26 protein-coding genes and 2 pseudogenes are annotated in these 21,701 nt (G+C 45.1%); 7 read left to right on the top strand and 21 right to left on the bottom strand.

The genetic code is table 11. The features are described from left to right. Positions 1 to 99: 99 nt before the first annotated feature. The 3 genes and pseudogenes from WBL83_RS09270 to WBL83_RS09280 form a co-directional block, all read right to left on the bottom strand. Positions 100 to 318, bottom strand: coding sequence for a DNA-binding transcriptional regulator (locus tag WBL83_RS09270; RefSeq protein WP_074388636.1), 219 nt, complete (start codon positions 316 to 318; stop codon positions 100 to 102). An 82-nt stretch (positions 319 to 400) separates the two neighbouring features. After that, positions 401 to 829: pseudogene (locus tag WBL83_RS09275) on the bottom strand (phage late control D family protein); the annotation flags it as partial. Between the two features lie 66 nt (positions 830 to 895). Next, positions 896 to 1,033: pseudogene (locus tag WBL83_RS09280) on the bottom strand (phage tail protein); the annotation flags it as partial. A 320-nt stretch (positions 1,034 to 1,353) separates the two neighbouring features. Between WBL83_RS09280 and WBL83_RS09285 the strand changes: the two are divergent. Then, positions 1,354 to 2,391, top strand: a complete 1,038-nt coding sequence (locus WBL83_RS09285) for an acyltransferase (protein WP_424588874.1) — start codon at positions 1,354 to 1,356, stop codon at positions 2,389 to 2,391. Positions 2,392 to 2,442: 51 nt separating this feature from the next. Here WBL83_RS09285 and WBL83_RS09290 read toward each other — a convergent pair whose 3' ends face one another. The 3 genes from WBL83_RS09290 to WBL83_RS09300 form a co-directional block, all read right to left on the bottom strand. Further along, positions 2,443 to 2,874, bottom strand: coding sequence for a tail fiber assembly protein (locus WBL83_RS09290; protein ID WP_424588875.1), 432 nt, complete (start codon positions 2,872 to 2,874; stop codon positions 2,443 to 2,445). Positions 2,875 to 3,487: 613 nt separating this feature from the next. After that, the gene (locus tag WBL83_RS09295; RefSeq protein ID WP_424588876.1) at positions 3,488 to 3,814 is read right to left on the bottom strand and encodes a DUF4019 domain-containing protein; all 327 of its coding nucleotides are present in this window, start codon (positions 3,812 to 3,814) and stop codon (positions 3,488 to 3,490) included. An 18-nt stretch (positions 3,815 to 3,832) separates the two neighbouring features. Next, positions 3,833 to 4,189: a hypothetical protein gene (locus tag WBL83_RS09300; RefSeq protein ID WP_424588877.1), complete on the bottom strand. Its 357-nt coding sequence runs from the start codon at positions 4,187 to 4,189 to the stop codon at positions 3,833 to 3,835. A 229-nt stretch (positions 4,190 to 4,418) separates the two neighbouring features. Here WBL83_RS09300 and WBL83_RS09305 point away from each other — a divergent pair, with 229 nt between their 5' ends. Continuing rightward, entirely contained in the window at positions 4,419 to 5,108 is a 690-nt protein-coding gene (locus WBL83_RS09305) for a hypothetical protein (RefSeq protein WP_424588878.1), read from the top strand. 253 nt (positions 5,109 to 5,361) lie between these two features. Here WBL83_RS09305 and WBL83_RS09310 read toward each other — a convergent pair whose 3' ends face one another. The 9 genes from WBL83_RS09310 to WBL83_RS09350 form a co-directional block, all read right to left on the bottom strand. Next, complete coding sequence (locus WBL83_RS09310; protein ID WP_424588879.1) at positions 5,362 to 5,799, bottom strand: hypothetical protein; 438 nt, start codon at positions 5,797 to 5,799, stop codon at positions 5,362 to 5,364. 114 nt (positions 5,800 to 5,913) lie between these two features. Further along, entirely contained in the window at positions 5,914 to 6,099 is a 186-nt protein-coding gene (locus WBL83_RS09315; protein WP_424588880.1) for a hypothetical protein, read from the bottom strand. A gap of 114 nt (positions 6,100 to 6,213) precedes the next feature. Further along, positions 6,214 to 8,478 carry a replication endonuclease gene (locus WBL83_RS09320; protein WP_424588881.1) on the bottom strand — a complete coding sequence of 755 codons (2,265 nt, stop codon included), beginning with the start codon at positions 8,476 to 8,478 and terminating at the stop codon, positions 6,214 to 6,216. After that, the gene (locus WBL83_RS09325) at positions 8,475 to 8,702 is read right to left on the bottom strand and encodes a TraR/DksA C4-type zinc finger protein (protein ID WP_424588882.1); all 228 of its coding nucleotides are present in this window, start codon (positions 8,700 to 8,702) and stop codon (positions 8,475 to 8,477) included. The genes WBL83_RS09320 and WBL83_RS09325 overlap by 4 nt, the downstream gene beginning before the upstream one ends. Continuing rightward, complete coding sequence (locus WBL83_RS09330; protein WP_424588883.1) at positions 8,702 to 8,929, bottom strand: DUF2732 family protein; 228 nt, start codon at positions 8,927 to 8,929, stop codon at positions 8,702 to 8,704. The genes WBL83_RS09325 and WBL83_RS09330 overlap by 1 nt, the downstream gene beginning before the upstream one ends. 69 nt (positions 8,930 to 8,998) lie before the next feature. Further along, positions 8,999 to 9,382 (bottom strand): hypothetical protein, encoded by a 384-nt coding sequence (locus WBL83_RS09335; RefSeq protein ID WP_424588884.1) that lies wholly within the window; start codon positions 9,380 to 9,382, stop codon positions 8,999 to 9,001. Beyond that, positions 9,379 to 9,567 carry a phage filamentation protein Fil family protein gene (locus WBL83_RS09340; RefSeq protein ID WP_424588885.1) on the bottom strand — a complete coding sequence of 63 codons (189 nt, stop codon included), beginning with the start codon at positions 9,565 to 9,567 and terminating at the stop codon, positions 9,379 to 9,381. Before WBL83_RS09340 ends, WBL83_RS09335 begins: the two co-directional genes overlap by 4 nt. A gap of 10 nt (positions 9,568 to 9,577) precedes the next feature. Next, positions 9,578 to 10,087 carry a phage regulatory CII family protein gene (locus tag WBL83_RS09345; RefSeq protein WP_424588886.1) on the bottom strand — a complete coding sequence of 170 codons (510 nt, stop codon included), beginning with the start codon at positions 10,085 to 10,087 and terminating at the stop codon, positions 9,578 to 9,580. A gap of 204 nt (positions 10,088 to 10,291) precedes the next feature. Next, positions 10,292 to 10,519 (bottom strand): hypothetical protein, encoded by a 228-nt coding sequence (locus WBL83_RS09350; RefSeq protein ID WP_424588887.1) that lies wholly within the window; start codon positions 10,517 to 10,519, stop codon positions 10,292 to 10,294. Between the two features lie 113 nt (positions 10,520 to 10,632). Between WBL83_RS09350 and WBL83_RS09355 the strand changes: the two genes are divergently transcribed. Further along, a complete protein-coding gene (locus WBL83_RS09355) occupies positions 10,633 to 11,475 on the top strand; it encodes a helix-turn-helix domain-containing protein (protein WP_424588888.1) in 843 nt (280 codons plus the stop codon). A gap of 106 nt (positions 11,476 to 11,581) precedes the next feature. Further along, positions 11,582 to 12,622 (top strand): hypothetical protein, encoded by a 1,041-nt coding sequence (locus tag WBL83_RS09360; protein WP_424588889.1) that lies wholly within the window; start codon positions 11,582 to 11,584, stop codon positions 12,620 to 12,622. 344 nt (positions 12,623 to 12,966) lie between these two features. Here the strand turns inward: WBL83_RS09360 and WBL83_RS09365 are convergent, their stop codons facing one another. Continuing rightward, positions 12,967 to 13,857, bottom strand: a complete 891-nt coding sequence (locus WBL83_RS09365) for a transporter substrate-binding domain-containing protein (RefSeq protein WP_424588890.1) — start codon at positions 13,855 to 13,857, stop codon at positions 12,967 to 12,969. A 272-nt stretch (positions 13,858 to 14,129) separates the two neighbouring features. On the opposite strand from WBL83_RS09365, the gene WBL83_RS09370 reads away from it, so the two are divergent. From WBL83_RS09370 to WBL83_RS09380, 3 genes are all read left to right on the top strand, one after another. Continuing rightward, a complete protein-coding gene (locus WBL83_RS09370; protein ID WP_424588891.1) occupies positions 14,130 to 15,620 on the top strand; it encodes a SulP family inorganic anion transporter in 1,491 nt (496 codons plus the stop codon). A gap of 421 nt (positions 15,621 to 16,041) precedes the next feature. Beyond that, positions 16,042 to 16,569, top strand: coding sequence for a GNAT family N-acetyltransferase (locus tag WBL83_RS09375; RefSeq protein ID WP_424588892.1), 528 nt, complete (start codon positions 16,042 to 16,044; stop codon positions 16,567 to 16,569). 55 nt (positions 16,570 to 16,624) lie between these two features. After that, on the top strand, positions 16,625 to 17,269 hold the full coding sequence (locus WBL83_RS09380; protein ID WP_424588893.1) for a metallophosphoesterase: 645 nt from the start codon (positions 16,625 to 16,627) through the stop codon (positions 17,267 to 17,269). Positions 17,270 to 17,309: 40 nt separating this feature from the next. Here WBL83_RS09380 and WBL83_RS09385 read toward each other — a convergent pair whose 3' ends face one another. From WBL83_RS09385 to rsmF, 5 genes are all read right to left on the bottom strand, one after another. Beyond that, complete coding sequence (locus WBL83_RS09385) at positions 17,310 to 18,062, bottom strand: GolD/DthD family dehydrogenase (RefSeq protein ID WP_424588894.1); 753 nt, start codon at positions 18,060 to 18,062, stop codon at positions 17,310 to 17,312. Further along, positions 18,059 to 19,351 carry an MFS transporter gene (locus WBL83_RS09390; protein ID WP_424588895.1) on the bottom strand — a complete coding sequence of 431 codons (1,293 nt, stop codon included), beginning with the start codon at positions 19,349 to 19,351 and terminating at the stop codon, positions 18,059 to 18,061. Before WBL83_RS09390 ends, WBL83_RS09385 begins: the two co-directional genes overlap by 4 nt. 185 nt (positions 19,352 to 19,536) lie before the next feature. Continuing rightward, complete coding sequence (locus tag WBL83_RS09395) at positions 19,537 to 19,728, bottom strand: YebW family protein (RefSeq protein WP_424588896.1); 192 nt, start codon at positions 19,726 to 19,728, stop codon at positions 19,537 to 19,539. Positions 19,729 to 19,834: 106 nt separating this feature from the next. Next, the gene (locus WBL83_RS09400) at positions 19,835 to 20,074 is read right to left on the bottom strand and encodes a YebV family protein (RefSeq protein WP_034455162.1); all 240 of its coding nucleotides are present in this window, start codon (positions 20,072 to 20,074) and stop codon (positions 19,835 to 19,837) included. A 112-nt stretch (positions 20,075 to 20,186) separates the two neighbouring features. Next, a complete protein-coding gene (rsmF, locus tag WBL83_RS09405) occupies positions 20,187 to 21,629 on the bottom strand; it encodes a 16S rRNA (cytosine(1407)-C(5))-methyltransferase RsmF (RefSeq protein ID WP_424588897.1) in 1,443 nt (480 codons plus the stop codon). Positions 21,630 to 21,701: the final 72 nt, after the last annotated feature.

Here is a 21,701-nt window from a genome sequence, read left to right on the forward strand (position 1 = left end):
ATTTTGCAAACTCATACATTCAAATGCTTACTTAAAAGAGTATCGTTGTTATCTCAGACGAAGCGCAGGCACAAAAAAACCTGCTTTCGCAGGCTTTTTCTACATCCAGAGCTGTTGTTGTTTATAGCGATTAGGGTGTGGCGGTGCTGGTTCAACTTCGCCAGGCTTAACGATGTATCGAGCAAGTGATTCATGGGTGACAAAAGTGCATCCACAGTTGATATTCTGGCACTGGTGATAACGTTCTTTGGTTTCTATGCTCAAATATCTGCTGGATCGCGCGTGGGCTGCGTCCTGGCATAACGGGCAATGCATCATGATTTATTTCCCCTCTCGCTCATCATTGAGGGAATGATAAACTCACGGATCGCATTTGCAAGTTATTGTTTGCAAATTTCACTTATTCAGACTCGTAACTCACATCGTTTAATCTCACCTCCAGCTCAAGCGAGGTCGTGAAGCCGCTATTATTGAGCGAGTGCATCACCTTTGTAATTGTCCATGCCTGCTCATCTATGACGCGCTTAAAGCCCGCGACCGCGACCGGTGTTTCCGGGTAGAGATCGGCACGCCCCATTGCAAGGCTGATGGAAAACTCTGCCACGCCACGTTGTAACTTGTCCCATTTCGCCTGAGCGGCACGCATTGCCTGCACTTTACTGGCGTAAATGGTGGTCAGCGCAAACACATTATCTTCCTCGCCGACCATGTACTCGCCCTCGCGCGCTTCCTTTTCCTTTGGTGCTTTCTTTGCTTTTACCTGTTTTGCCTTCGGGTGCTGGAGTGCGCGCAGGTGCTGCGGTTTGGCTTTGCGCTTGAGCTTTAACTGCTATGCCGTAAATGTGCCACTACCATCGAGCAGCGGCCACGCACGACCCTCATCAGCCATCAGGTTGGCGGTCTGTACATTGGTAATGAGCACCGGCTCATTGAGGGGGAAAGTCTTTGCGTCGGCATCGCTGGCGGTACACACCATGCCGATGACCGCCGCCGAGACCGTGGAAATAACACGCGTGCAGTCGTTGATTTCAATAACTTACACACCGTGGTGGTAATCACTCATCCGTTTAACTCCGTAATTTGGATAAGTGCTATTGTCAGGGGGCTCTAAGTGCGAGGGCTATTGATAAGAGTTTACAGGGGGGGCACACAACTGACGGGATAAGAAAAAACGCGCATTGCCTGCTTTTTGCTCAAACCTTAGATTTTTTTCTCGGACCACAACGTGAACCTTCGATTGCACCCAAAAGTTCGATTTATTCAGCAAAGTCCGTTTGAGTTTCCAGTACAGTGGTTTCTATGGGGTTCTTAGGTATAATTACAGCTTTATTTTTAAGGCTTAAAGGAGTTGCTGTGAGTAAAGAAAGAAATTTATCCTTTGATTTACTAAGGATAGTCTGTTGCTTTTTAGTAATTGGCATTCATGTAACTCCAGTATATGACTGGTCTTCAAATACAGATGTTAGTCAGTTTGAAAAAATCCTTTCTTTATTGATTCAGTCCCTGGTTCGAGTGGGGCTTCCCGTCTTTTTTATTATTAGCGGAATGTTCATATTAAACGAAAAGCTAGGCAATATTACTGCTTTCTATAAGAAAAGAATTTCAGCCATACTTATTCCATTTTTAGTATTTTCGTTTATACATTTCCTTGCTAATAATTTATCAGGCAACCTTGATAATGTAAGTAACATTCTACCGCAATATCTAAAGGATTTGACCAATAGCATAGGGATTTCCGTGCACTTTTGGTTTGTATATTCTATTCTGGGGCTGTATTTGGTTGCCCCGTTGTTGTCACTTCTTATATCGAAGGTAGATGCAACCAAAGCATTATTTGCGATTGTTGCATTGATTGCACTGAAGGCATATGCCGTATATATCAAACCACTTATTCCGTTCATTGATGTGCCAGACTTCCCTGTTTGGGTAGTGTACTTTATGGTCGGTGGGCTTCTTCCTAAGTTACCTAAGTTCAGAAAACAAAAGACTTTATCATGGCTTTTTATTGGTTATATATCAACGTGCGCTTTTGGTTATATTCAGTTTAATGGATTGATGGGGAGTAATTATCCGATATATGATGCAGGGCTAAACATGTTTATTTTCTCGGTGTCTCTCTGCATCTTATTTAAGGATTGTTTATGCAATGTCGGACCAAAGGTAAAGCGCTCAATAATTTTCCTTTCCGCCAATTCATATGGTGTGTATTTAATTCATATACTTGTGCTTCAGCAGTTAAGTAAGTATATGAATATGTCTTGGTCTGTGGGTCATGTTGTTGTTTATACTATATCGATTACAATGCTTGTTTTTATTGTGTCAAATGGCATAAGTTTTATTATTAATAAATTAATTTGTGACAGGGTTCTTAGGGCTATCCACACCAGGTAATGAATACGCAAGCCCTTGCTGTTATTGTGCAAGGGCTTTGTATTAATCTTGTTAAGATTCTCCGACAGTTGGTGTTGGCCAGATAATATCTGGTGCGGATGATGTGTCAGTTGCTTTCACCGCATCGATGTAGTCCAAAACAGCGTTCAGTCTCACGCTTTCTGCATCCGTCAGCGTGCGACCAGAGCGCAATTTCAACTGTAGTAAGTCAATTGATTGCATGGCTGCGTTAGTCAGAACCTGTTTTTGTGCGTCAGCCTGAGTAATTAACTGCGCCTGTGTCAGAGGTGGAGTATCAATCCAGGTTGGAAGCCCGTTAGAACCAGCAACACGGACTTTCCCTACTGGAGGATTTTGGACTGAAGCGAATGTGTTTTCATCAATGTCCGAACCATCAGATGGCCAGATTCCTGCAGCACGGTATTCAGACTCCATCGCATACGGGTAGAAAGAGTTTGTAGCAGGGATATATTTATACTTCATGATACCTATCCCATCGCAATGTAATTAAGATTAAATCTGCCAGCACCACTCATATATGCCTGAAAACCGGAAGTTGGCGCGCTCCACCTTTAATTGTTCCGAACTCAATGCCGGCAGGTACATTTGAGGAGGGTACGTCAGACCACAACAGCATAACTTGCTCACCGTTCACAAATGGTATGGGTAACGTAACGCTTGCGATGTTCTGCCCTACTGGAAATCCAAAGGTGCCACGCTGAATAACCAAGCCGTCAGGAAGCTTTTGCCATCCTCCACCATACGTGAAGCTACTCATATCTGGGATCTGGTTTGCACCGGTTCCAACTTCCCGCAATGCAGCCGTTTTAAGACCAAGAAATGTTAGTAGAGCAGGCACATCTTTTCCGCTAAGTTTTGTGAGTGTTGTATCTTTTGGTTGCTTATTTGTGCGTAATGAGCTGACGCCTTTGCAGGAAAGAATCAAGGAGGTGAATGAGTGGGTAGGGGGGAAGGTGATCCGGTTTAAAAATTACACTTTTGAGACTGATGATTAACCTATGTTTAATACCGTCTGATTAAAGTTATACGTTAATACAAAACAATTAACACTAGTGAGGCTAGAGCAGCCTCACTCTCATTTCGAATGGTTATTTACAGGTTGAACTATATAACCAAAAGGGTGCCATGTTTTGCTGTCGCCAGCAAAAACTGTTGGTGATTCGTATAATTTAACTCCATTTGGAAATTCTGTTATATATGTATATTGGAGTGCATACCCACGCGGGTTAAATAGCTTTGTTGATTGACTTCCAAATAAAGTTGTCTTAATTGACTTGCCGTAGGGTACTCTTACGTTATTAGATAAAGTAATAAATTGGTTCTTATCATACATTGCTTTGAACTCAGGGTGCATAATTTCGTATAATTCATTGTATTGTCTATTGTTAACTTCCCGCATCATTGTTTCTGCTAGTTTCTGCTAGTTTCTGCTAGTTTCTGCTAGTTTCTGCGCGTTTTCAGCACTTGGTGGTGGAAAAGTTACTTTGAAAGGATCATCCGATACAAGTCCTGCAGGATTGAAAAAGTATACTAAAACAAACAATCCAGCGGCCCCAGTCGCTTTTATGGTTCTGTTTATGTTCACTTGTAGGGCACCGGGCAAGATCGCACCAAACCCTGCTGCAATCATTGCGAGCACTAACCCAAATACTCGCCATTGCATTTCTGATGGTTTAGGTATCGCTACAGCTAAAATTAACATTATAACGATAAAGAATACAGCGAACGAAAATAATAGTGTTTTTTCTATTGAGATCTTTGACGTTGATTCATTCATAATGAACTCCGTATTAACGTTACTATAATTACTCAGTGAAATTGTGCATCTATTATATTGATATAGCATGTGGATGGGGGTCGGGCTATAGGTGGAAGGGTGATTTTTAAATATTTCGGTGTAATGATGTTGTGGTATTTATAAATTTATATCTCATCTGAATTTATTAGGGAAATTAAATTTTAAAGGTGGATTGTATTTGTTGTGTATCTGTTGAAATTTATAATCTATGCTTAATGTATATAATATTGGACTTGCCTCAATAAATGCTTCTATGCGGGGTGGTTTTATGAGAAGGCGAGATTTATTAAGTATGATACTGTGTTTTGGAACTGCGCATTATCTTAAAGCAGCAACTATAGCTCTTAGTCCTATGACTCCTCAGGGGAAACTTATGAGAGTCTATGTAAATAATCCAACCAGAATAATTCAACATTGTGAATTATGGTGTTGGGCGGCCTCGATCGCGATGATATTTCAATCTCATGGTCATCAGTTAGATCAAGATGTTATTGTACGTCGAAGTATTAATTCCAACATGGCTATCTGTACAACGGGTACAACAACAACTATGGGTAATAATTTGAGTCAGGCTTGGGTTGATTCTCAAGGTATACATTTCAACTCTCAGGTAGTTGCTGCCTACGATATTTTTAATGGCATTCTCGCAATAAATAACAGCGTGCTTGTCAATGAATTGGCTAATGACAGGCCATTATTATATGCAAATAAAAGCCATGCGATGGTTATTGTGTCCGTAGACTATATTGCGACCCCCATGGGGCCAGATGTAAAAGCTGTGGGGGTATTAGATCCATGGCCAGCTAGCCCAGCTTTTCATTACTTAAGTCCTAAAGAAATTTATCCTGCCCACATGGGAGGGGATATGACTTTTTTAGCAGCAGTGCATACGACATAAATGATGAAAAGTGGAGTAGATTTGTGTTGCGATAGCTAAAGTAATCATTAATTACCCATATACAATCTAGCGCGCAATGCTATCCCCGCCACACCTGCCCGCTTCATGGGTCGGTTTTAATGCAGGTGCAACAGATACGACAAAGCCCGACAGGGCTGGCAGGCTTTGATAAAAACGATCCATTTACGATCATGCGTTTCCATGCACTACATGCATGCACGCTTTTTTAGGCAGTAAGTGGGGTGTAAAGCATCTATTCTGTGTCCTGGCCCCTGAGTTCACTTTCAACATCTGTTATCAATTTCTCGCAAGAGAAAGGTATTTCTTTGTTGATAATATGGTCGCCACCAGATGGCCTAACAACATCATTAAACCATGCCTCTTTTGACAACGATGCAGACCGATCGCCACGTAATCTTCGTAGCTCGGCATAGGCTTGAATAGTTTGTTCATTTAGGTACATAGCATACTGCCGATTGAGCACAATCTCAGACAAAATCAATGAGCCTTCCTTAGTGTTAGCGGCAGCCCCTGCGGTTAGTCCTTTCTCATGAGCAAGGTTCAAGAGGTCGTAATATGCTCTTTCCTCAAGGTCGCCTTTAGCATCGTAAAAATATCTTGCCTCAGCGTTAAGTTCCCGCACTTTGTTTTCCAAGGATTGAACTGACTTTCTCTTTAAAAAATCAAACATCACCACCCTCGCTGATAATCATGAAAAGTGAAGCTGAATGCTACTCTTAAGTATCCGTGCTCAATAGCTACGTTATCAAGAAATGATTATTTGGATTAGAGCGTATCGAAACGATTATTTTACTTTGTAATAAACCTGCTCATCTGTCTGCTCTTCATTTTCACTGTTCGCCAGGTCTGCAATCAGCGAAAGCGCCAGCTTTAAATCTGGTGGTTTGCAATTCGCAATCAGTGATACCTCAGCGATAAATTGCACACATGCCCACTTATGTTGGGCACGGCTGGTCTCTTGCATCAGCATGAGTTCCTCTCGATAAATTCACTGTATGAATATACAGCATAGTGTGCGGTTAACATTTGCGAAGGAAATTATCATCCCGTGACTGGATTTATAGTCATGAAAAAAAAAGATAAATTATTCTTTCCTGAAAGTTGCGCAAATTCGTTGTCTCATTTCATCGGTTCCGAAAAGGCGCTCCCACGCGGCACGGTCAGCCTTCTTTAGCATCTCCGCATACTGGCCGAATGGGTCATTAACAACCTTGTTTGTATCAATGTTGTGCATTGTGTTCATGCCTTTCCATATTTTTTTAACTCTCAAAGCTGTGGTATCTGGTTGCGTCGCGATTAAGTCGCCACTAGCTGTGCCTCGATACCAATTGCCATCGATAGACATTTTACTGCCAGCCATAAGATGCAGAGCTGTGCCACGGTTTATGGTTTCACCAGTTTGTTCCTTAGCGTTCTTAATGAGCAAGTTCACCGCCGTATCGTTAGTTACATCGGAGTAGGGTGATGAGTGCTGCCGTTTTGGCTTCTTCTCTGTTATTCGTTCAGCTAATTTTCGTCTGGCCGATCGGCTCAGAGGTTTGCTTAAGTCAATCTCTGGCGGGGAAGGGGGCGCTCCGAAAGTCTCCCCCGTACAGTTATTGACAGAACTCCGAGAGGGCGAAGGATCGCCCTGAAGGTCAACGTCCAAATCAAGGACGAGTTTCGGGACAATCTTCCACTGTATGAGGCGGGTTAAAATCGGGGTATCGCTGCCAACGGTAGTATCAAACACACCTTTTATACGCGTGCATTCCTCACCGTATTCATTGAGGGTTTCGGCTGGTTCATACCAGGTGCGCACCTGCAACTCATCACGGCGCACAAACGGGCCGCCTTGTGCATTGACGTATTCCGCCCACTGACCCGCATCAGCCGCATCATGTACCGCAGCAAACTCAATACTCAGCGCATGAGCGGTTTCGGTATCAGCCATTTTTCGCAGCTCACGATAAACCGTCACCGGCGCACCGCCCACAAACTGAAACTGACGGATACGCCAACGAGCCGCCCAGGCAGCAACCGCCGGAGCCGTTTCTTTTAACAGCTCACCGCTTTCGTCATCACGTTCGCCATCCAGCGCAAACCCATCAATATTTTTACTGATGTATTTCGCAACGTAACCGGTGGCACTTCCTTTTTCCGGGTCGATCGCTTCGGCATGAAAGCGAGCCTTACGGGCTTTATCACTCACCAGCTCTGCTGCATCTTCCTGATGTGCATATTTCAGCATCACGGAGCGCACGCGAGAAACATCCTCGGGGCGCATGAATATCAGCATATGCCAGTGTGGTGTGCCATCGTGATGAGGCTCTGCAACACGGATACCAAAAATACGCAATTCAGCGCGGTGCAGTTTGGCGCGAATACGCGACCAGACGGAGGTCAAATAGTTTTGTGTATCTGCGGGGCTGGCACCGTTCCACTTGCTGTTGCGGTAGCCTGCTTTCGTTGTGGCATGGTATTTCGACGGCGCGGTGAGGGTGTAAAACTCCCCCACATAACCCAGCTCGTTTGAGATCTTTTCAAAGCCGCTGATGCGGGTCATCAACTCACCACGACGAATGGGTGGATTCGCCACACTGCCATCGTATTTATCAATTAGGCTGATGCGGTTTCCATCATCATCTATGAGATCCATTCCTTTGAGAAACTCACGGGTACGCCGTCTTTGTTCACGCCATTCCGCAACGCAGGATTTACTCGCATATGGGGTGTGTTTTTTGCTGACATTACCCAGGGCAATTTGCAGATGTTCACGCCATTCAGAAGCGACACGCTCCCACAACGGCGGCTGACACCTGAAATGACGGGCAATCTGTGCAGCACGCATATAAATCGCATACAGCACTTTTAACCTGCCGACATCGCCCTCGATAGTCCCGATCTCGCCGTTAATGTAATTCGCAATATCAGCAGCCAGCAGCTCAATATCGGCTTTGGACATATCCTGGAGGCGGTTATATCGCGCGGTCAGGTTAACCAGTTTTGAGGCAAGAAAACGGATGTCCGGCGCATCAAAACGACCGCCAAATAATTGCTGTGAAAGATGACTGTCGATGCCGGTGATTTGGTAAATACCGGCGACCAGCTCAAGCCGTGGCAATGCTCGCCTGACAAACGTCACGAGGTGAGCATTGGCTCGTTGAGCACCGTAGTTACGCTCTAAATAATCAACCCGACGATTAATATCAAAACGCACACATTCTGGCTGCTTCGCCAGTGCATCACGCGCACGCAGCAACGCCGCAAACTCTCGATCACGGCGATGCTGTTCTTTGTAGGGCAGATAGGGGCTGGCAATCGCCTGCCGTGCCGCGTTCCAAGGCCAGGCGAAGTTAATGCGGTTCATATCGCATTCTTGTAGTGCTGGTTTTTCAGCTCTGCGATTTCCTGACAGGTAATACAGTGCGTGATACCTGGCACCACCGCACGCCGCGCTGCGGGAATAGCAGCGTCACATTCTTCGCAAAAGATAGCGCTGGCGGCACGCTGAGGCAGTGGTCGAGCCTGTTTAATATTGCGCGCCAGTTCCTCATCCACGCGCTGCTGTACTAAATCCATTGCGTCGGCCATTAGTGCAGCTCCTGAGATTCGTTTTCATAGCGAAGTGCTTCGCGGCGCAGCAGTTCTGCAGCTTCTTTCCCGTCCATGCCCTCGCGGGTGATATGAATAGCTAGAGCCTCAAGACGCAATGAGACAGCCAGTGCGCGGTCTTTACGTTCTTCGTTTTTTGCTTTATTCAGCAAAGAAACCAGGGCGGTGTTGTCAGCTTCAAAATTGCGATTTTGGATGTTTCGCATATCTCTGTTTCCTGTTTTTGGGCAAAAGAATGCCCGGCGGATTTACGCCTGATTTTTGGGATGGATTAATTACTCAGCTAAATAGCAGTCGTGTTTTGAAAATCTCGCCGGGAGCAATGTCCCCCAACGGGTAATTTCATTCATCGAACGGATAATCAGTAAACGGCGCGCTTGTTCGAAATATTCAAAGGGCTTACCGATTTCGTCAGGTTTGAATGAGGACGGCTCCAGGCGGTTAGCCAGTGTCAGCACAACAAATTTAAAGTTGTTGTCGAGCTTATTAAAATTACGCAGCGCCGTGTTGTTAGTGGCTTTTAATTGTTGGCGGAAACGCGCGAGACATTCGTCACCGGTCATTTTTAACGGGGCATCAATCCGCGCATGTATCAGATACACATTGTTAAACGCCGTTCGTTGAGCCTTTACGGATTCAGCCAGAGCTGCACTTTTCATTGAGTCCTCCAGCGCTTAATCAGCCTGGTAACGAGTGATGGCTTGCGAGTACTCAGCCCATTTAACAATGCAGACTGGTCGCGGCTCGGGTGCCAGCGATGGTTGTTATCACCCATGATCCAGCCGTGTCCATAACTCATGGACGGGCTTTGGCGTTTCAGTAATGAAGCGAATGACGGTTCCATATGCATCACCTCAAATCAGACCGAATGAAGCGCTTAAACCACTGACAGTATCAACCACGCTATTCATGGCAGGATTGGTCTGTAAGCGGGCGTGCATCGTCATTGCAGCAAGTGACAAATACCGAATACCCGAATTGACACTCTCAACCATCGAATGCTTGCGGCACGCTGTAAGCTTTTCATCAGATACTGCACCCGCTGCAATCAGACCTACTTCAGCAGTTGCTTTAAGTGCGTATAACTGGAGTTTGTCATCGGCTAATTCGTTAACCGGAACGCATGGCAGGCAATGCAATTGCGCCAGAAACCCATCAACTAACGATGGATCTTCGGTCACGTCAGTGAGGGCCATCAGCTCTGGAATATTCAACTGATGCGGCTGCTCTGGATTGAGTTTGTTGCGAAGCACTTGAGGGCGCATACCGAGTTTTTCCGCCAGTTCAGCCAGGTTGTGCTTAGTAGCGAAATTGCGACAGGCATCTTCATAGTGGGGCTGTTTAGAAACTTGATAATCAAACATGGTTGCTCATCCTTAAACTTGCATAATCAAGCTATCGTTTGATGTAGCGACAATTGACGGCGTGCTGGCGATTCTTTTCACGCCATGCAGCAACGTTAATCAATGCGTTACCATGTTTTTCCATCACGTCCTTACGTGATTTCCCGGTCTCTTTGCAGGTAATCGTTCTTGTGACTCTAGATGTTGGCGTTGGTGCGAGAAGCACTACGCCATTTGCAATCCACTTCTCCAATACAGAACTACTGATGCCATTGGCAGCACAGAAGTTTTCTTTCGACATGGTAGGGGAGTTTGCAAGCGCAGCAGCTTTTTCCAGAGCTGATCAAGAGCAGTATTGATAGCAGGAACTAACTGAGCTGCAATGCTTGCAATGAAGTCAGGGGAGGCAAGCATCTGAAATGTGAGCTGAGAGTTTGAATTTTCAGTATGCATAACGCAGTATCTCCGTATTAATGGTTGTGTTCTATGGTGTTACATGTGGTGTGCAACAACATTAGATACACAAATGTATTCATGTAAAATACTTTTTGTATTTGTGGTGACTGATGTTCGAAAATAAATCAACTGCACAAGAGATTATTGAGAGATTAAGCACATCTTATGGCGTGAAGTCACAGCGAGAGCTTGCAAAAGCTTTGGATATACCACCAAACAATGTCAGTGCATGGGCTCAACGTGGAAGCGTACCAGGAAACTCAATCATCAAATGTGCTCTCGATACAGGGGCAGATCTTAATTGGTTGGTAAATGGAGAACTTGCAAATGCAAACTTGCAGGAGGGGGGACCAGTAAGTAAGGGTAAAGCTCTTTACGATGAGATCATGTCTAATGGAGGTAAGCCTGTATTACGCCGCATAATGGATGCTTATGGCTTTAATCTGCAAAAGCAGCTTTGTGATCTATTAGAAATTTCATCGGGTACAGTAAGTACATGGGTTCGTCGAGATTATTTCCCTGGTGATGTTGTGGTTGCGTGTGCACTTGATACCGGCGTTTCGTTACAGTGGTTGGCCACAGGGAAAGGGTTACCACGCATCGATGCATTGCAAGAGAATTACTGCCCCTCAATACCAAGAAAAAATCTATCAGCAGGTGTTCTGCAAGATGCAGGGGTTTGGAAAATTGATTTAAATTTTTTCCCTCAGCCACTCATCGAACCAGTTTTTATTTATAGCAGCACAGCTTCATGGATAGTCGATAAAGGTGTGACGGAAATTAGCAATGGCGAGTGGTTATTGGGTATCGATGATAAATATGACATCTACGATATAACACTTATCCCCGGGCGAAAACTCAGCATTACAAGTAAAACATCGAATTTTCTCTGTGGGGCAGATGAAATAAAAGTTGCAGGGCAGGTTGTTTTATCTCTACAGAGTAAAATTTAATTTGATAATGCTAATAATATTAATGTACATAATTTTATTTTCAAACATTGAAGTGTGGAATATTTTTACGGTTACATAAAAATATTTCTCATGTGAGGATGACCTAATGATGCATGAAGCTAAACAATTTGAAGTTTTAGTTAAAGGGATATTAGAGGCAACAGAATATTTTGATTCTGTTGAATGGTCTGAGCAATATGATTTTGTTTTAGGCAAGGGGCAAGAGCAGTATATTGTCGAAGTAAAATATTATAGAACCATGAGAGCGCAACCTCAGCTAATTAATAAAGCACTTAACTCCTTGCGTAGAATAAAAGAGTTAAAACAAGATGAAATTGATGATGGAGTAAATGCTATTCTTATTGTTTCATCCTATTTGGAACTGGAACTCAAACAAACTATTGAGGAAGATAATGACATTGTTGTTATAGATTTATTAGATCTCATCAACATGACTAGTCATTCCCCAGAGTCAAGAGATAAACTAGTTAGGTTCTTGGAAATAACAGATGATATATTAATCAACCATAAAGGACGAGAGATTGATGATATCTTCTATAAAGAAAATATCTATCATCAAACAGTTGAATGTCGGGATGAAGACTTAGTCGATAATTATTGTGAGCATTTGATATCAGAGCTTAAAAATTTGTCGCCGGGACCAAGTGGTTGGAGGGAATACGAAAAATTAATGCTCATCATCTTGCAATATTTATTTGATGGTGACTTGAAAGGTTGGGTGAGTCAGTGTGAAAGTGAAAATAAATTAAATAGATATGATTGTGTTTGTAGTGTGAAGAAAAATACTGAATTTTGGAGTTTTATAATTGAGCAGTTGAAGTCAAACTATATTCTTCTTGAATTTAAAAACTATAGCAATGAGATTGGACAGGGGGAGGTTCTTACTACTGAAAAGTATCTTTACGATAATGCATTTCGAAAGATTGCGTTAATTTTTTCCCGATTTGGTGCAGACCACTCTGCACTGGAAATGTGTAATGGCGCAATGCGGGAAAATGGTCGTTTAATTCTTGTTTTGGACGATAACGATATTATTGAAATGCTTCTTCGTGAAGATAGAGGAGACGACCCTTCAGATTATTTGTTCGATAAGGTGGATAAGTTTCTCATGAGGCTGTCGAGATAGAAAATAAAATAAGTAGACAGTTTATAGATATTGTAAGTGTAAGTGATTGATTTTAAAGGCCGTAATTAGTATTCGGTCTTTTTTTATCTATATCTTTTACAATGTTTTTTCAGGTTATTTGCAAAACGACCGAAACTTTCACACGTTTCCCTGTCCGGTTTTTTTGCCCTGTTAAATCAATGTAAACACTTTTTCTCTCACATCCAAGTACTTTTCGGTCATTTTTTCCGGGCTATGGAGGAAGATTTTGAACGTATACTTTCCAAAATGATATCGAATGCAGAGGCTTACGCTGTAATCCATCTCAAAATCCTGGCTGCTTCCTTATAACGATCCCTCAATGCTCAGTTTTGATAGCGATGCATATCACTGAGAAGTTGATCGGACATTGGCAGTTGTACGTTATCTGCGGGAGAGGTGAGTGGCGACATAAACCACTTTTTATACAGCTCCTCAAATCGCTTTGAGGCGAACATGGATTTAATATTGGTGTTGATGATCTCTTCCATTATATCTGCATTTTTGGCTACGACTAAACCATAGGATAGCGTATTACCGAAACCATCAGAACTGAGCTGGTAATCTTCTTTATCAGGCATCTCGGCCAATTTTCCGCGGATGATAACGTCATCTGTAATAAATGCAGAAATATGTCCATCAGCCAGTAAATCAAATCCCTCATTAAAATTACGAACTAACTTCACAGAAATGGAGTAATTATAAATTTCATTCATTTTTGCTAATGCTAATGCGGCAGAGCCACCGCTGATTACTCCGACTGTATGGCCGCTTAGCAATTCTTCATTCATAATTTGCGCTGACTTTTTTGCCAGGTAATTCATTTTGGTATAAAACCACGGAATAGAAAAATTAACTATTTTATTACGTTGCGTTGAATTGGCAGCGACAGCACACAGAATATCAGCATGATTGTCGGATATGACTTGAAAGCGTGCGGCGGCTGGGATATTCATCCATTTAACGTTTAATTTAGTGTTGTAGCGTTGCTCTATGCTTTGCACGACATCAAGGCAGATATCTATAGCTAATCCTGAAGGTTTATTATTCAGTTGCCAGGAAATAGGCCGGGTATTGTCAACCCATGCGAGGGTGATGCTGTGAGTGCTGAGTATTTTATTCAATACGGGGTCTGCGAACGCTTTGCCACAAAATATCATCATGGTCGACAACAGAAAAACACCAGCCGATTTACAAATAGTTAAGTAATTAAACAAAAGATATTCCTCAAAAATTATACCGGCCAACAAAATGTTTTTATGGAAGTTAAAATGGCCTTCGGTATTGTAAGGGCTTTTATGCTGGGTTCCTACTTATAGTGCTTCTGAATAATAGGTATTAATCGACATTTTAGATAATCGTAACGCGGGTCTCCTCGCGTCAAAACACAAAACATCACATTAATTAGCATCCTTAGTAACCAGTCTGTACAATCACGCCCGGCCTGAATGCGCCAAACGAATAACAATAAACCTGCAAAGACGAAACTATGACCACCACTCAAATTGAAAACCATAGCCGGGATAACTCCCTTGCGGCAGTGTTACGCAGTCCACGCCTGTTAGCCCGGGAATCCCTTGCGGGAGTGGTCACGGCACTGGCATTAGTCCCGGAAATCATCTCTTTCTCTGTCATCGCGGGCGTTGACCCAAAAGTCAGCCTCGTAGCTTCTATTGTGCTGTGTTTATCGATGTCGTTTCTTGGAGGCCGCCCGGCAATGGTGACGGCCGCCGCTGGTTCCGTTGCCCTGGTTATTGGCCCAATGGTTCATCAGCATGGTGTGGAATACATTTTCCCCGCGGTATTGTTGGCAGGGTTGATTCAAATATTATTCGGTCTCAGTGGGCTTGCACGGATGATGCGTTACATCCCTTTATCGGTGATGACCGGTTTTGTAAACGCATTAGGCATTCTGATTTTCTTTGCCCAGATGCCGCATATTTGGGGGAATAACCCGCTGGTTTGGGGGCTGTTTGCCCTGACGCTGGGGATAGTGCTCTTGCTGCCACGGGTGTTCAAAATGGTGCCTTCGCCGCTGGTGGCGATCGTTGTGATTACCGCACTTTGCATCGGTATGGGTCTTTCCGTGCCGACGGTGGGTGAGTCAGGTCCAATGGCGGCAGGCTTGCCAGGTTTAACCGAATTACTGGTGCCGTTAAACCTGGATACGTTACGGGTAATCTGGCCTTGTGCATTGAGTATCGCGTTTGTCGGCTTAATGGAGTCGTTGTTAACCGCTAAGCTTGTGGACGATCTGACTGACACGCCATCCAGCAAGCGTCGGGAATGTTGGGGATTGGGGCTATCGAATATTTTCGCCGGTTTCTACGGCGGGATCGCGGGTTGCGCTATGATTGGCCAAACAATGGTTAACGTCGAGCTCGGTAAAGGGCGCACGCGAATCTCAACCCTGGCTGCTGGTCTGGTTTTATTGCTGTTAGTCACGGGTCTGAGCGAGTTGATGGCGAAGATCCCGATGGTCGTTCTGGCGGGCATCATGGTGATTGTGGCGGTGAAAACCCTAAACTGGCACAGCGTGAAACCTGCCACGTTGAAAAGAATACCGGTCCCTGAAACTCTGGTGATGGTAACAACCGTGGCCGTCACAGTCGCGACTGGGAACCTCGCTCTGGGTGTGGTCGGCGGCGTTATCTTCGCGATGATTTTGTTCGCCCGACGTATTGCTCACGTAGTGAAGGCAACACGATTGGTGTCCGACGATGGGAAATCGGTTCGTTATACCGTCACAGGCCCGTTGTTTTTCGCCAGTAGCAATGATTTGTTCGAGCATTTTCAGTATGCCGATGACCCGCAACAGGTGATTATTGATTTATCTCAGGCACAAATCTGGGATGTCTCAACCGTCGCGGTGCTTGATGCGATTGAAACTCGCTACCAACGTTATGAATCTGAAGTCCAGATTGTTGGTCTGGATTTGCGCAGCAGCGATTTCCATGAGCGCTTGAGCGGCAAAGTCTGAACCGGGCAAGTTAAAATGGGACATTTTGTCGAGAAAATGACAAAACTGTGAATCTGCCGTTACTTTTTGATGTTCCCGACTGCTAGATTAGTGCTAGTTCCAGAGTGAAACGGAGGTGCCAGAAAGTTTGAAACTGTTCCTCGTTAGTAAGCTGGTGGAGTAAGTGGCGTCACATGTTGCCACGTACTCTTAGGTGTAAACCATATTGAAACGCTTGAAGAAGCGAACAAATTTACCAGATAACTCGTATCACCTCTCTAAAGGCTGCAGATTTGCAGCCTTTTCTATTTTTTCCCCTGCTAAATTTCTTGTATCCTTCGGTAGAAAAAAATCCACTGCTTACGCTTATTGTTTCGTTGGCGTTATCGCGGCAGAATCTATAAAAAAATGATTCGCCTAAATAACTTAGAAGGAAGTGAGCATGGTTCATGAAGCACCGCGTCTGGAAACAGAACATTTGATTCTGCGACATTTTACGCTGGATGATTTCCCCGCTCTTGCCGCTTGCTGGGCCGATCCTGAGATGGTGAAGTTTATCGGCGGTGGTCAGCCGCAAGGCCAGGAAATGACATGGAGCCGTTTGTTACGTTACATCGGCCACTGGCAAGCTCTGAGATATGGATATTGGGCGGTGTTTGAAAAAGCAGGCGAGCGTTTTGTTGGCGCTTTTGGTTTTCAGGACGCACGTCGTGAATTGACTCCAGCACTTGAATTCCCCGAAGCAGGATGGACGCTGATCCCGGCCGCACACGGTAAAGGCTATGCGAAGGAAGCTTTAAGTGTGATTTTAGACTGGGCTGACCGCGAATTTACCACACCGGTTTGCTGCATTATTGATGATGACAATCACCGTTCCATTCACCTCGCCGAACGTTTTGGCTTCCAGTTTGAACATTACGTTGAGTACCACGACAAACAGGTAAAAATGTTCGTTCGCCCGACCCGCTAACCATTGCCACACACTGGTTTATAATTGAACGATAAATAATCAGTGTGGGGTCAGTATGTATCAGAGAATTGACGGTGAGAACTGGCGACATGTGTTTATTGTCGGGGACTTACACGGCTGCCTTTCTGAGTTTATCAGCCAGCTCAGGCTCCAGCATTTTGATTATCATCAGGATCTGGTTATCTCGGTGGGGGATCTTATCGATCGCGGAGCAAACAGCCCCGGTTGTCTGGCTTTACTGGGCAGCAAATGGTTTAAAGCGGTGAAGGGCAATCATGAAGCGATGGCTTTAGAGGCGCTGGATGAAGGCGAGGGGATGCTGTGGCAGATGAACGGTGGCGACTGGTATCGGGAGTTACCCGAACCACGCCAACACAATGTGCAACAGGCTTTATTGTACTGCCGCGAATTGCCGTTAGTGATTGAGTTGCATACCCATGGCAAGACTCTGGTTATTGCACATGCAGATTATCCTGCCACACACTACAGCTGGAATCAGCCTGTCGATGAGCATTTGCTGGTCTGGAGCCGCGACCGGCTCAATAAAAACTTGCAGGGACGAGGTGAGGATATTGAAGGGGCAGATGAATTCTATTTCGGACATACACCGCTCAAAGAAGCTGGTCATTTTTACAACCAAAACTACATTGATACCGGGGCGGTGTTTGGTAATAAGCTAACCATGGTACAGGTGCAGTAAGTAGTGTGTGCTGCCCAGGGACAGCACACGTGAACAGCCGTTAAATGATGGTGTATCCGCCATCAATGATTATATTTTCGCCGCTAATAATGCCGGCGTGTTGGCTGACAAGCCATGCCACAGCCGCTGCAATCTCCTCGGGTACGGCAAAACGACCCACTGGAATCTTCGCTTTCATCTGCTCGGCGCGTTCCCCATTCCAGTAGCGCTTTCCGAGTTCGGTTTCCACCACAGTCGGAGAAATTGCATTTACCGTAATGCCATATTTACCCCATTCAGCTGCCATCACTTTCGACGCAATGACCAGTCCGGCTTTGCTGGTGCAATAAGCTGCGTGGTTTTCGAGTGCGATGATACTTGCCTGTGAAGCAATGTTGATTATCCGACCATACTTCTGCTTTATCATAAAGTTGGCGACATTCTGAGATAAAAAAAAGGGGGCTGTCAGATTGACCAAAAGTGTAGCATCCCAACTCTCCTTTTTGACATCTTCCGCTGCTTCAAGAATTCCAATGCCGGCGTTATTGACCAGAATATCAATACGTTTATGTTTGGCTATAAATGAGTCGACTAGTGCAGGAAACGCTTCAATATCAGTCAGGTCGGCAACATAACCATCGCAGTGCGGTGATAAATTTTTAGCTATATTTATCACATCCGGATTTCTGTCCAGCATCACAACCTGGCTTCCCAACGCTAATAATTGCTCGGTAATCGCCAGACCAATTCCTGCGGCAGCACCCGTGACAATGGCAACTTTACCTTCAAGGGCAAAAAATTCTTTCTCTTTCATGATAATGAATTCTCCTGATTTAAGTTTTCTGCTTTATTGTGCGGCTGCGGATCCCTGATATACCAGGTGATTATTCCGCCGATAAAATATAAAGATGAGTAAACAAACACGACGGTTTTGATATCAAAAGAGGCGCTAAATAGTAATGTCGCGATAGCTGGGCCAATAAAGTTACCGATTCCACCTCCAAGGTTTTGTACGGAAATAGCCGCACCTTTATGATTAGGTGCCAGCATTGGGAAAATAGCGCCCATAGGGACAAATGAGGTAATTGTGAATGCTAATAGCAGGGCAGAACACATTGCGATGGTGATATTTCCGGGGAAGTAAACCGGTGTGAAATAAAATAGTAATGTAGTCAGTGTGCAACCGAAGAAGCCAATCCAACGCATTTGGAACAGCCAGCCAATGCGATCGCCAATAATCCCCCAAAATACATTAGTAACGGGTTGGACAAGGAAGAAAATCCCCCAAATACGCATCCATTGCTCAGCACTAAAGCCTGACTCTGGGGAGGTGAAATGGAGAGGCATAAATATTGGAAAACCAAATAATGCCAGGTTACATAAAATACGAATAATCAAAGAAAGGCCGATACTTTTATCTTCAAAAATAAGTGTAATTCCCCGACTTATTTCCTTCAGTTTTTCCGCCGTCGGGATGTTTTGTTTATTCTCAGAATTATTGTCTTTGATGCAGAAAATAGCCATTAGTCCGCCCAGAATGACCCAAATCAGAGAGGACCAAAGGGTGGCAATAAAACCAATTAATGGGATGGTTACGCTGGGCAAGAATGAGGCAATGATGCCATAACCAATGGTGAACATTGACCAAATCCACCCGGTAGCAGAAGCCAATCGATGTCCTGGTGTTTTCTGTACGACAAGAACGTAAAAAGCGTAGAAAAATAAAGGATAAGCAAAACCACGGAGAGCGTAAAAAACCAACATCAGGGGATAGTTTTGTGCCGTTAGGCCAAATTGCACAAAAAGAACGTGAAAGATTACCCACCATACGACACCGACAATCATCGTTTTACGTGGGCCATAAATTTCACTGATCCCACCCGCCAACCAACTACTGACAGCCGCCGTGATGGCATAAACAGTGAATACCAACGCGCTTTGTGAAACATCAAATCCAAGGCTAATGATATATTTTGAAAGGAAGGCGAGTTCAATTCCATCGCCAGTCATGAAAATACCAATAGCGATATAACCCCAAAAAAGTGCCACGGGCATGCCAAAGACGATTTTAGAGTGTTTTCCCGATATAGATGAATCTGTCATCGTACGGTCCTTCATCATAAAATAGAGGAAGGGCCAGAATAAGTGAGGGTTTATAATGAAACCTCTAACTTACTGCCAGTTGCTCAAAAAAACGGCAGCAGGGGAAAGGTAGCGCTGTGGGGTATCACATAAAACAATACATAACGTAGAGTTATGATAAACATTGTAACTATTAGATTTGGCGCTTACAAATCGCTGTATTGATGTGCCGGGCGCCAGAAGCCATCGATAAACTCTTCAATCGGGAAGCATCCCCCATTGCGTATTCGCTGGTCATCCATCGCTGACATGCATTGTTGCTCGGTATTAAACACGTCCACTACAATATCTTCGCACCCACCGTCCAGGTAACAAATAAATAAAACTAACGCAAACATTCATGCCTCGGAGTTGCCCCGTTTGGCTTAATTGTAGGGGAAGACAGAGAATAGGGGGAAATTCAGGACGATTAATTAACCCGTCTGAGCGACGGGTTCATTTGAATCATGCAAGACGCATGACCCAGGCATCAGATTTTTGGTCGTAATGTTGACGGTAGAGGACTGAATGTTCGCCATCAAGCACGGCGGGAATGCTGGTTTCATCATCCCAGGCATCAAGTTGCATGCACAGGTCCGGGTCAGATTTGCAAGGGATACTCAACGTGCGATCCCCTTGTTGCTCGCCATGTAATTCAGCATCATCAATCTCGAAGATGCCTATTCGTACGCTAGTTTTCGTCATCTCGCTCTCCTTTGGGTCTGGGTGCATGTGGTATGACCAGTGAGGCCTCCCATAGTAGAGCGTAGACAAGCGTTCAAAAACTGCAAATCACCTGGCGACTATTTTTAGCGCTTTAGCACTTTTTCGCGAACAGTTTTCCATCCCGAACCAGCTCACGGGGGTAACTATTTTTCAGCCGTGACCCTACTTTTCTCGCCAGACCAAGGGGTTGGCCTTGCCAGGTGACGACAACTTCGTTAAGTGACGGTGTCACATCAGGATAAATGTCGCGCCCGTGATACCACTCCTCTGCTTCGAACTCTGTAAGCGCAAACGCCAGCGGCGAATCACCCGGCACCAGCGCGATAACGGCTTCGTGCTGCCAGCGGTATCCTTTGTTGTACTGTTCAGCCAGGCGCAAGCCAATGCGTGAAAAACGCACTTTACCGAATAAAGAAACAATCTCTTTTGGGAACAACCAGATTTCTTTATCGCGCTGCCAGAGCTGTTGGTCATCTTGCCAGCTGATCCCTGATTTTTTGGCGGCGGCGGTGACTTCAGCGGCTTGTTTGCCATACAGAGGGCTGAACGGGAAGTTACCGACTTTGTACCCAGGCGCAGGAAGGGCGTCGATCGAGGCCGTTTTCCGTAGTCGTGCAACAAAGAAACCTTCGCAATCATAAATCTGAGGGAAAACATGTAAGTAACCTTCAGCGGTGATCGCTTTTCCCGCTTCCGGGAACAGGTCGTTAAGCGGTGCGATTTCAACTGCATCAGGCCACTCATCAAGCAACCACTGGCAAATCTGCTGGTTTTCTTCGCGGTTCAATGTGCATGTGGAGTAAATCAGTGTACCGCCGGGACGGAGTGCATGAAATGCGCTGGCGATCAGTTCACGCTGTGTATCGGCAATGCTGGTGGTGCTTTCCGGGGTCCAGTTACGCAGCGCGTCCGGGTCTTTGCGCACCACACCTTCACCTGAACACGGTGCATCGAGCAAAATGGCATCGAAACACTCCGGTAGTGCCGCACCAAACACTCTGCCATCAAAATGGGTCAGCGCCACGTTGCTAATTCCGCAACGGCTGATATTGGCGTGCAGCACTTTCACGCGACTGGCGGAGTATTCATTGGCAAGGATCGCGCCACGATTACCCATGCGTGCGGCAATTTGTGTGGTTTTGGAACCGGGAGCGGCGGCAACATCCATAATGCGTTCCGGCTCATTACCGTCCGCAAACAGGGCGGCAACCGGCAACATCGAGCTGGCTTCCTGAATATAAAACAGGCCGCTCAAATGCTCAGCGGTAGAACCAAGAGGCAGGCTTTCTTCGTCATCTCGTTCAATCCAGAACCCTTCTGCACACCATGGTACGGGCGTCAGATGCCAGTCGTAGGGTGCAACAAGTTCAAGAAAATTACTGACCGAAATCTTGAGTGTATTGATGCGCAGGCTGCGGCGCAGAGGGCGCTGGCAATACTCAATAAAACTGTCGAGCGTTTGGTCTGCCGGGAGTGCGTCGCGAATAACATCAAGAAAGGCTTGCGGGAGAAAGGCGTTTTGAGAGTGAGCCACGAAGGAAGTCCAGAATAAAGAGAAGGGCGCAGTGTAGCACAAGCGCCCCGGTGAGACACCGGGGCGCAGGTG

This window comes from Buttiauxella sp. (assembly GCF_049686335.1).
GTDB lineage: Bacteria > Pseudomonadota > Gammaproteobacteria > Enterobacterales > Enterobacteriaceae > Buttiauxella.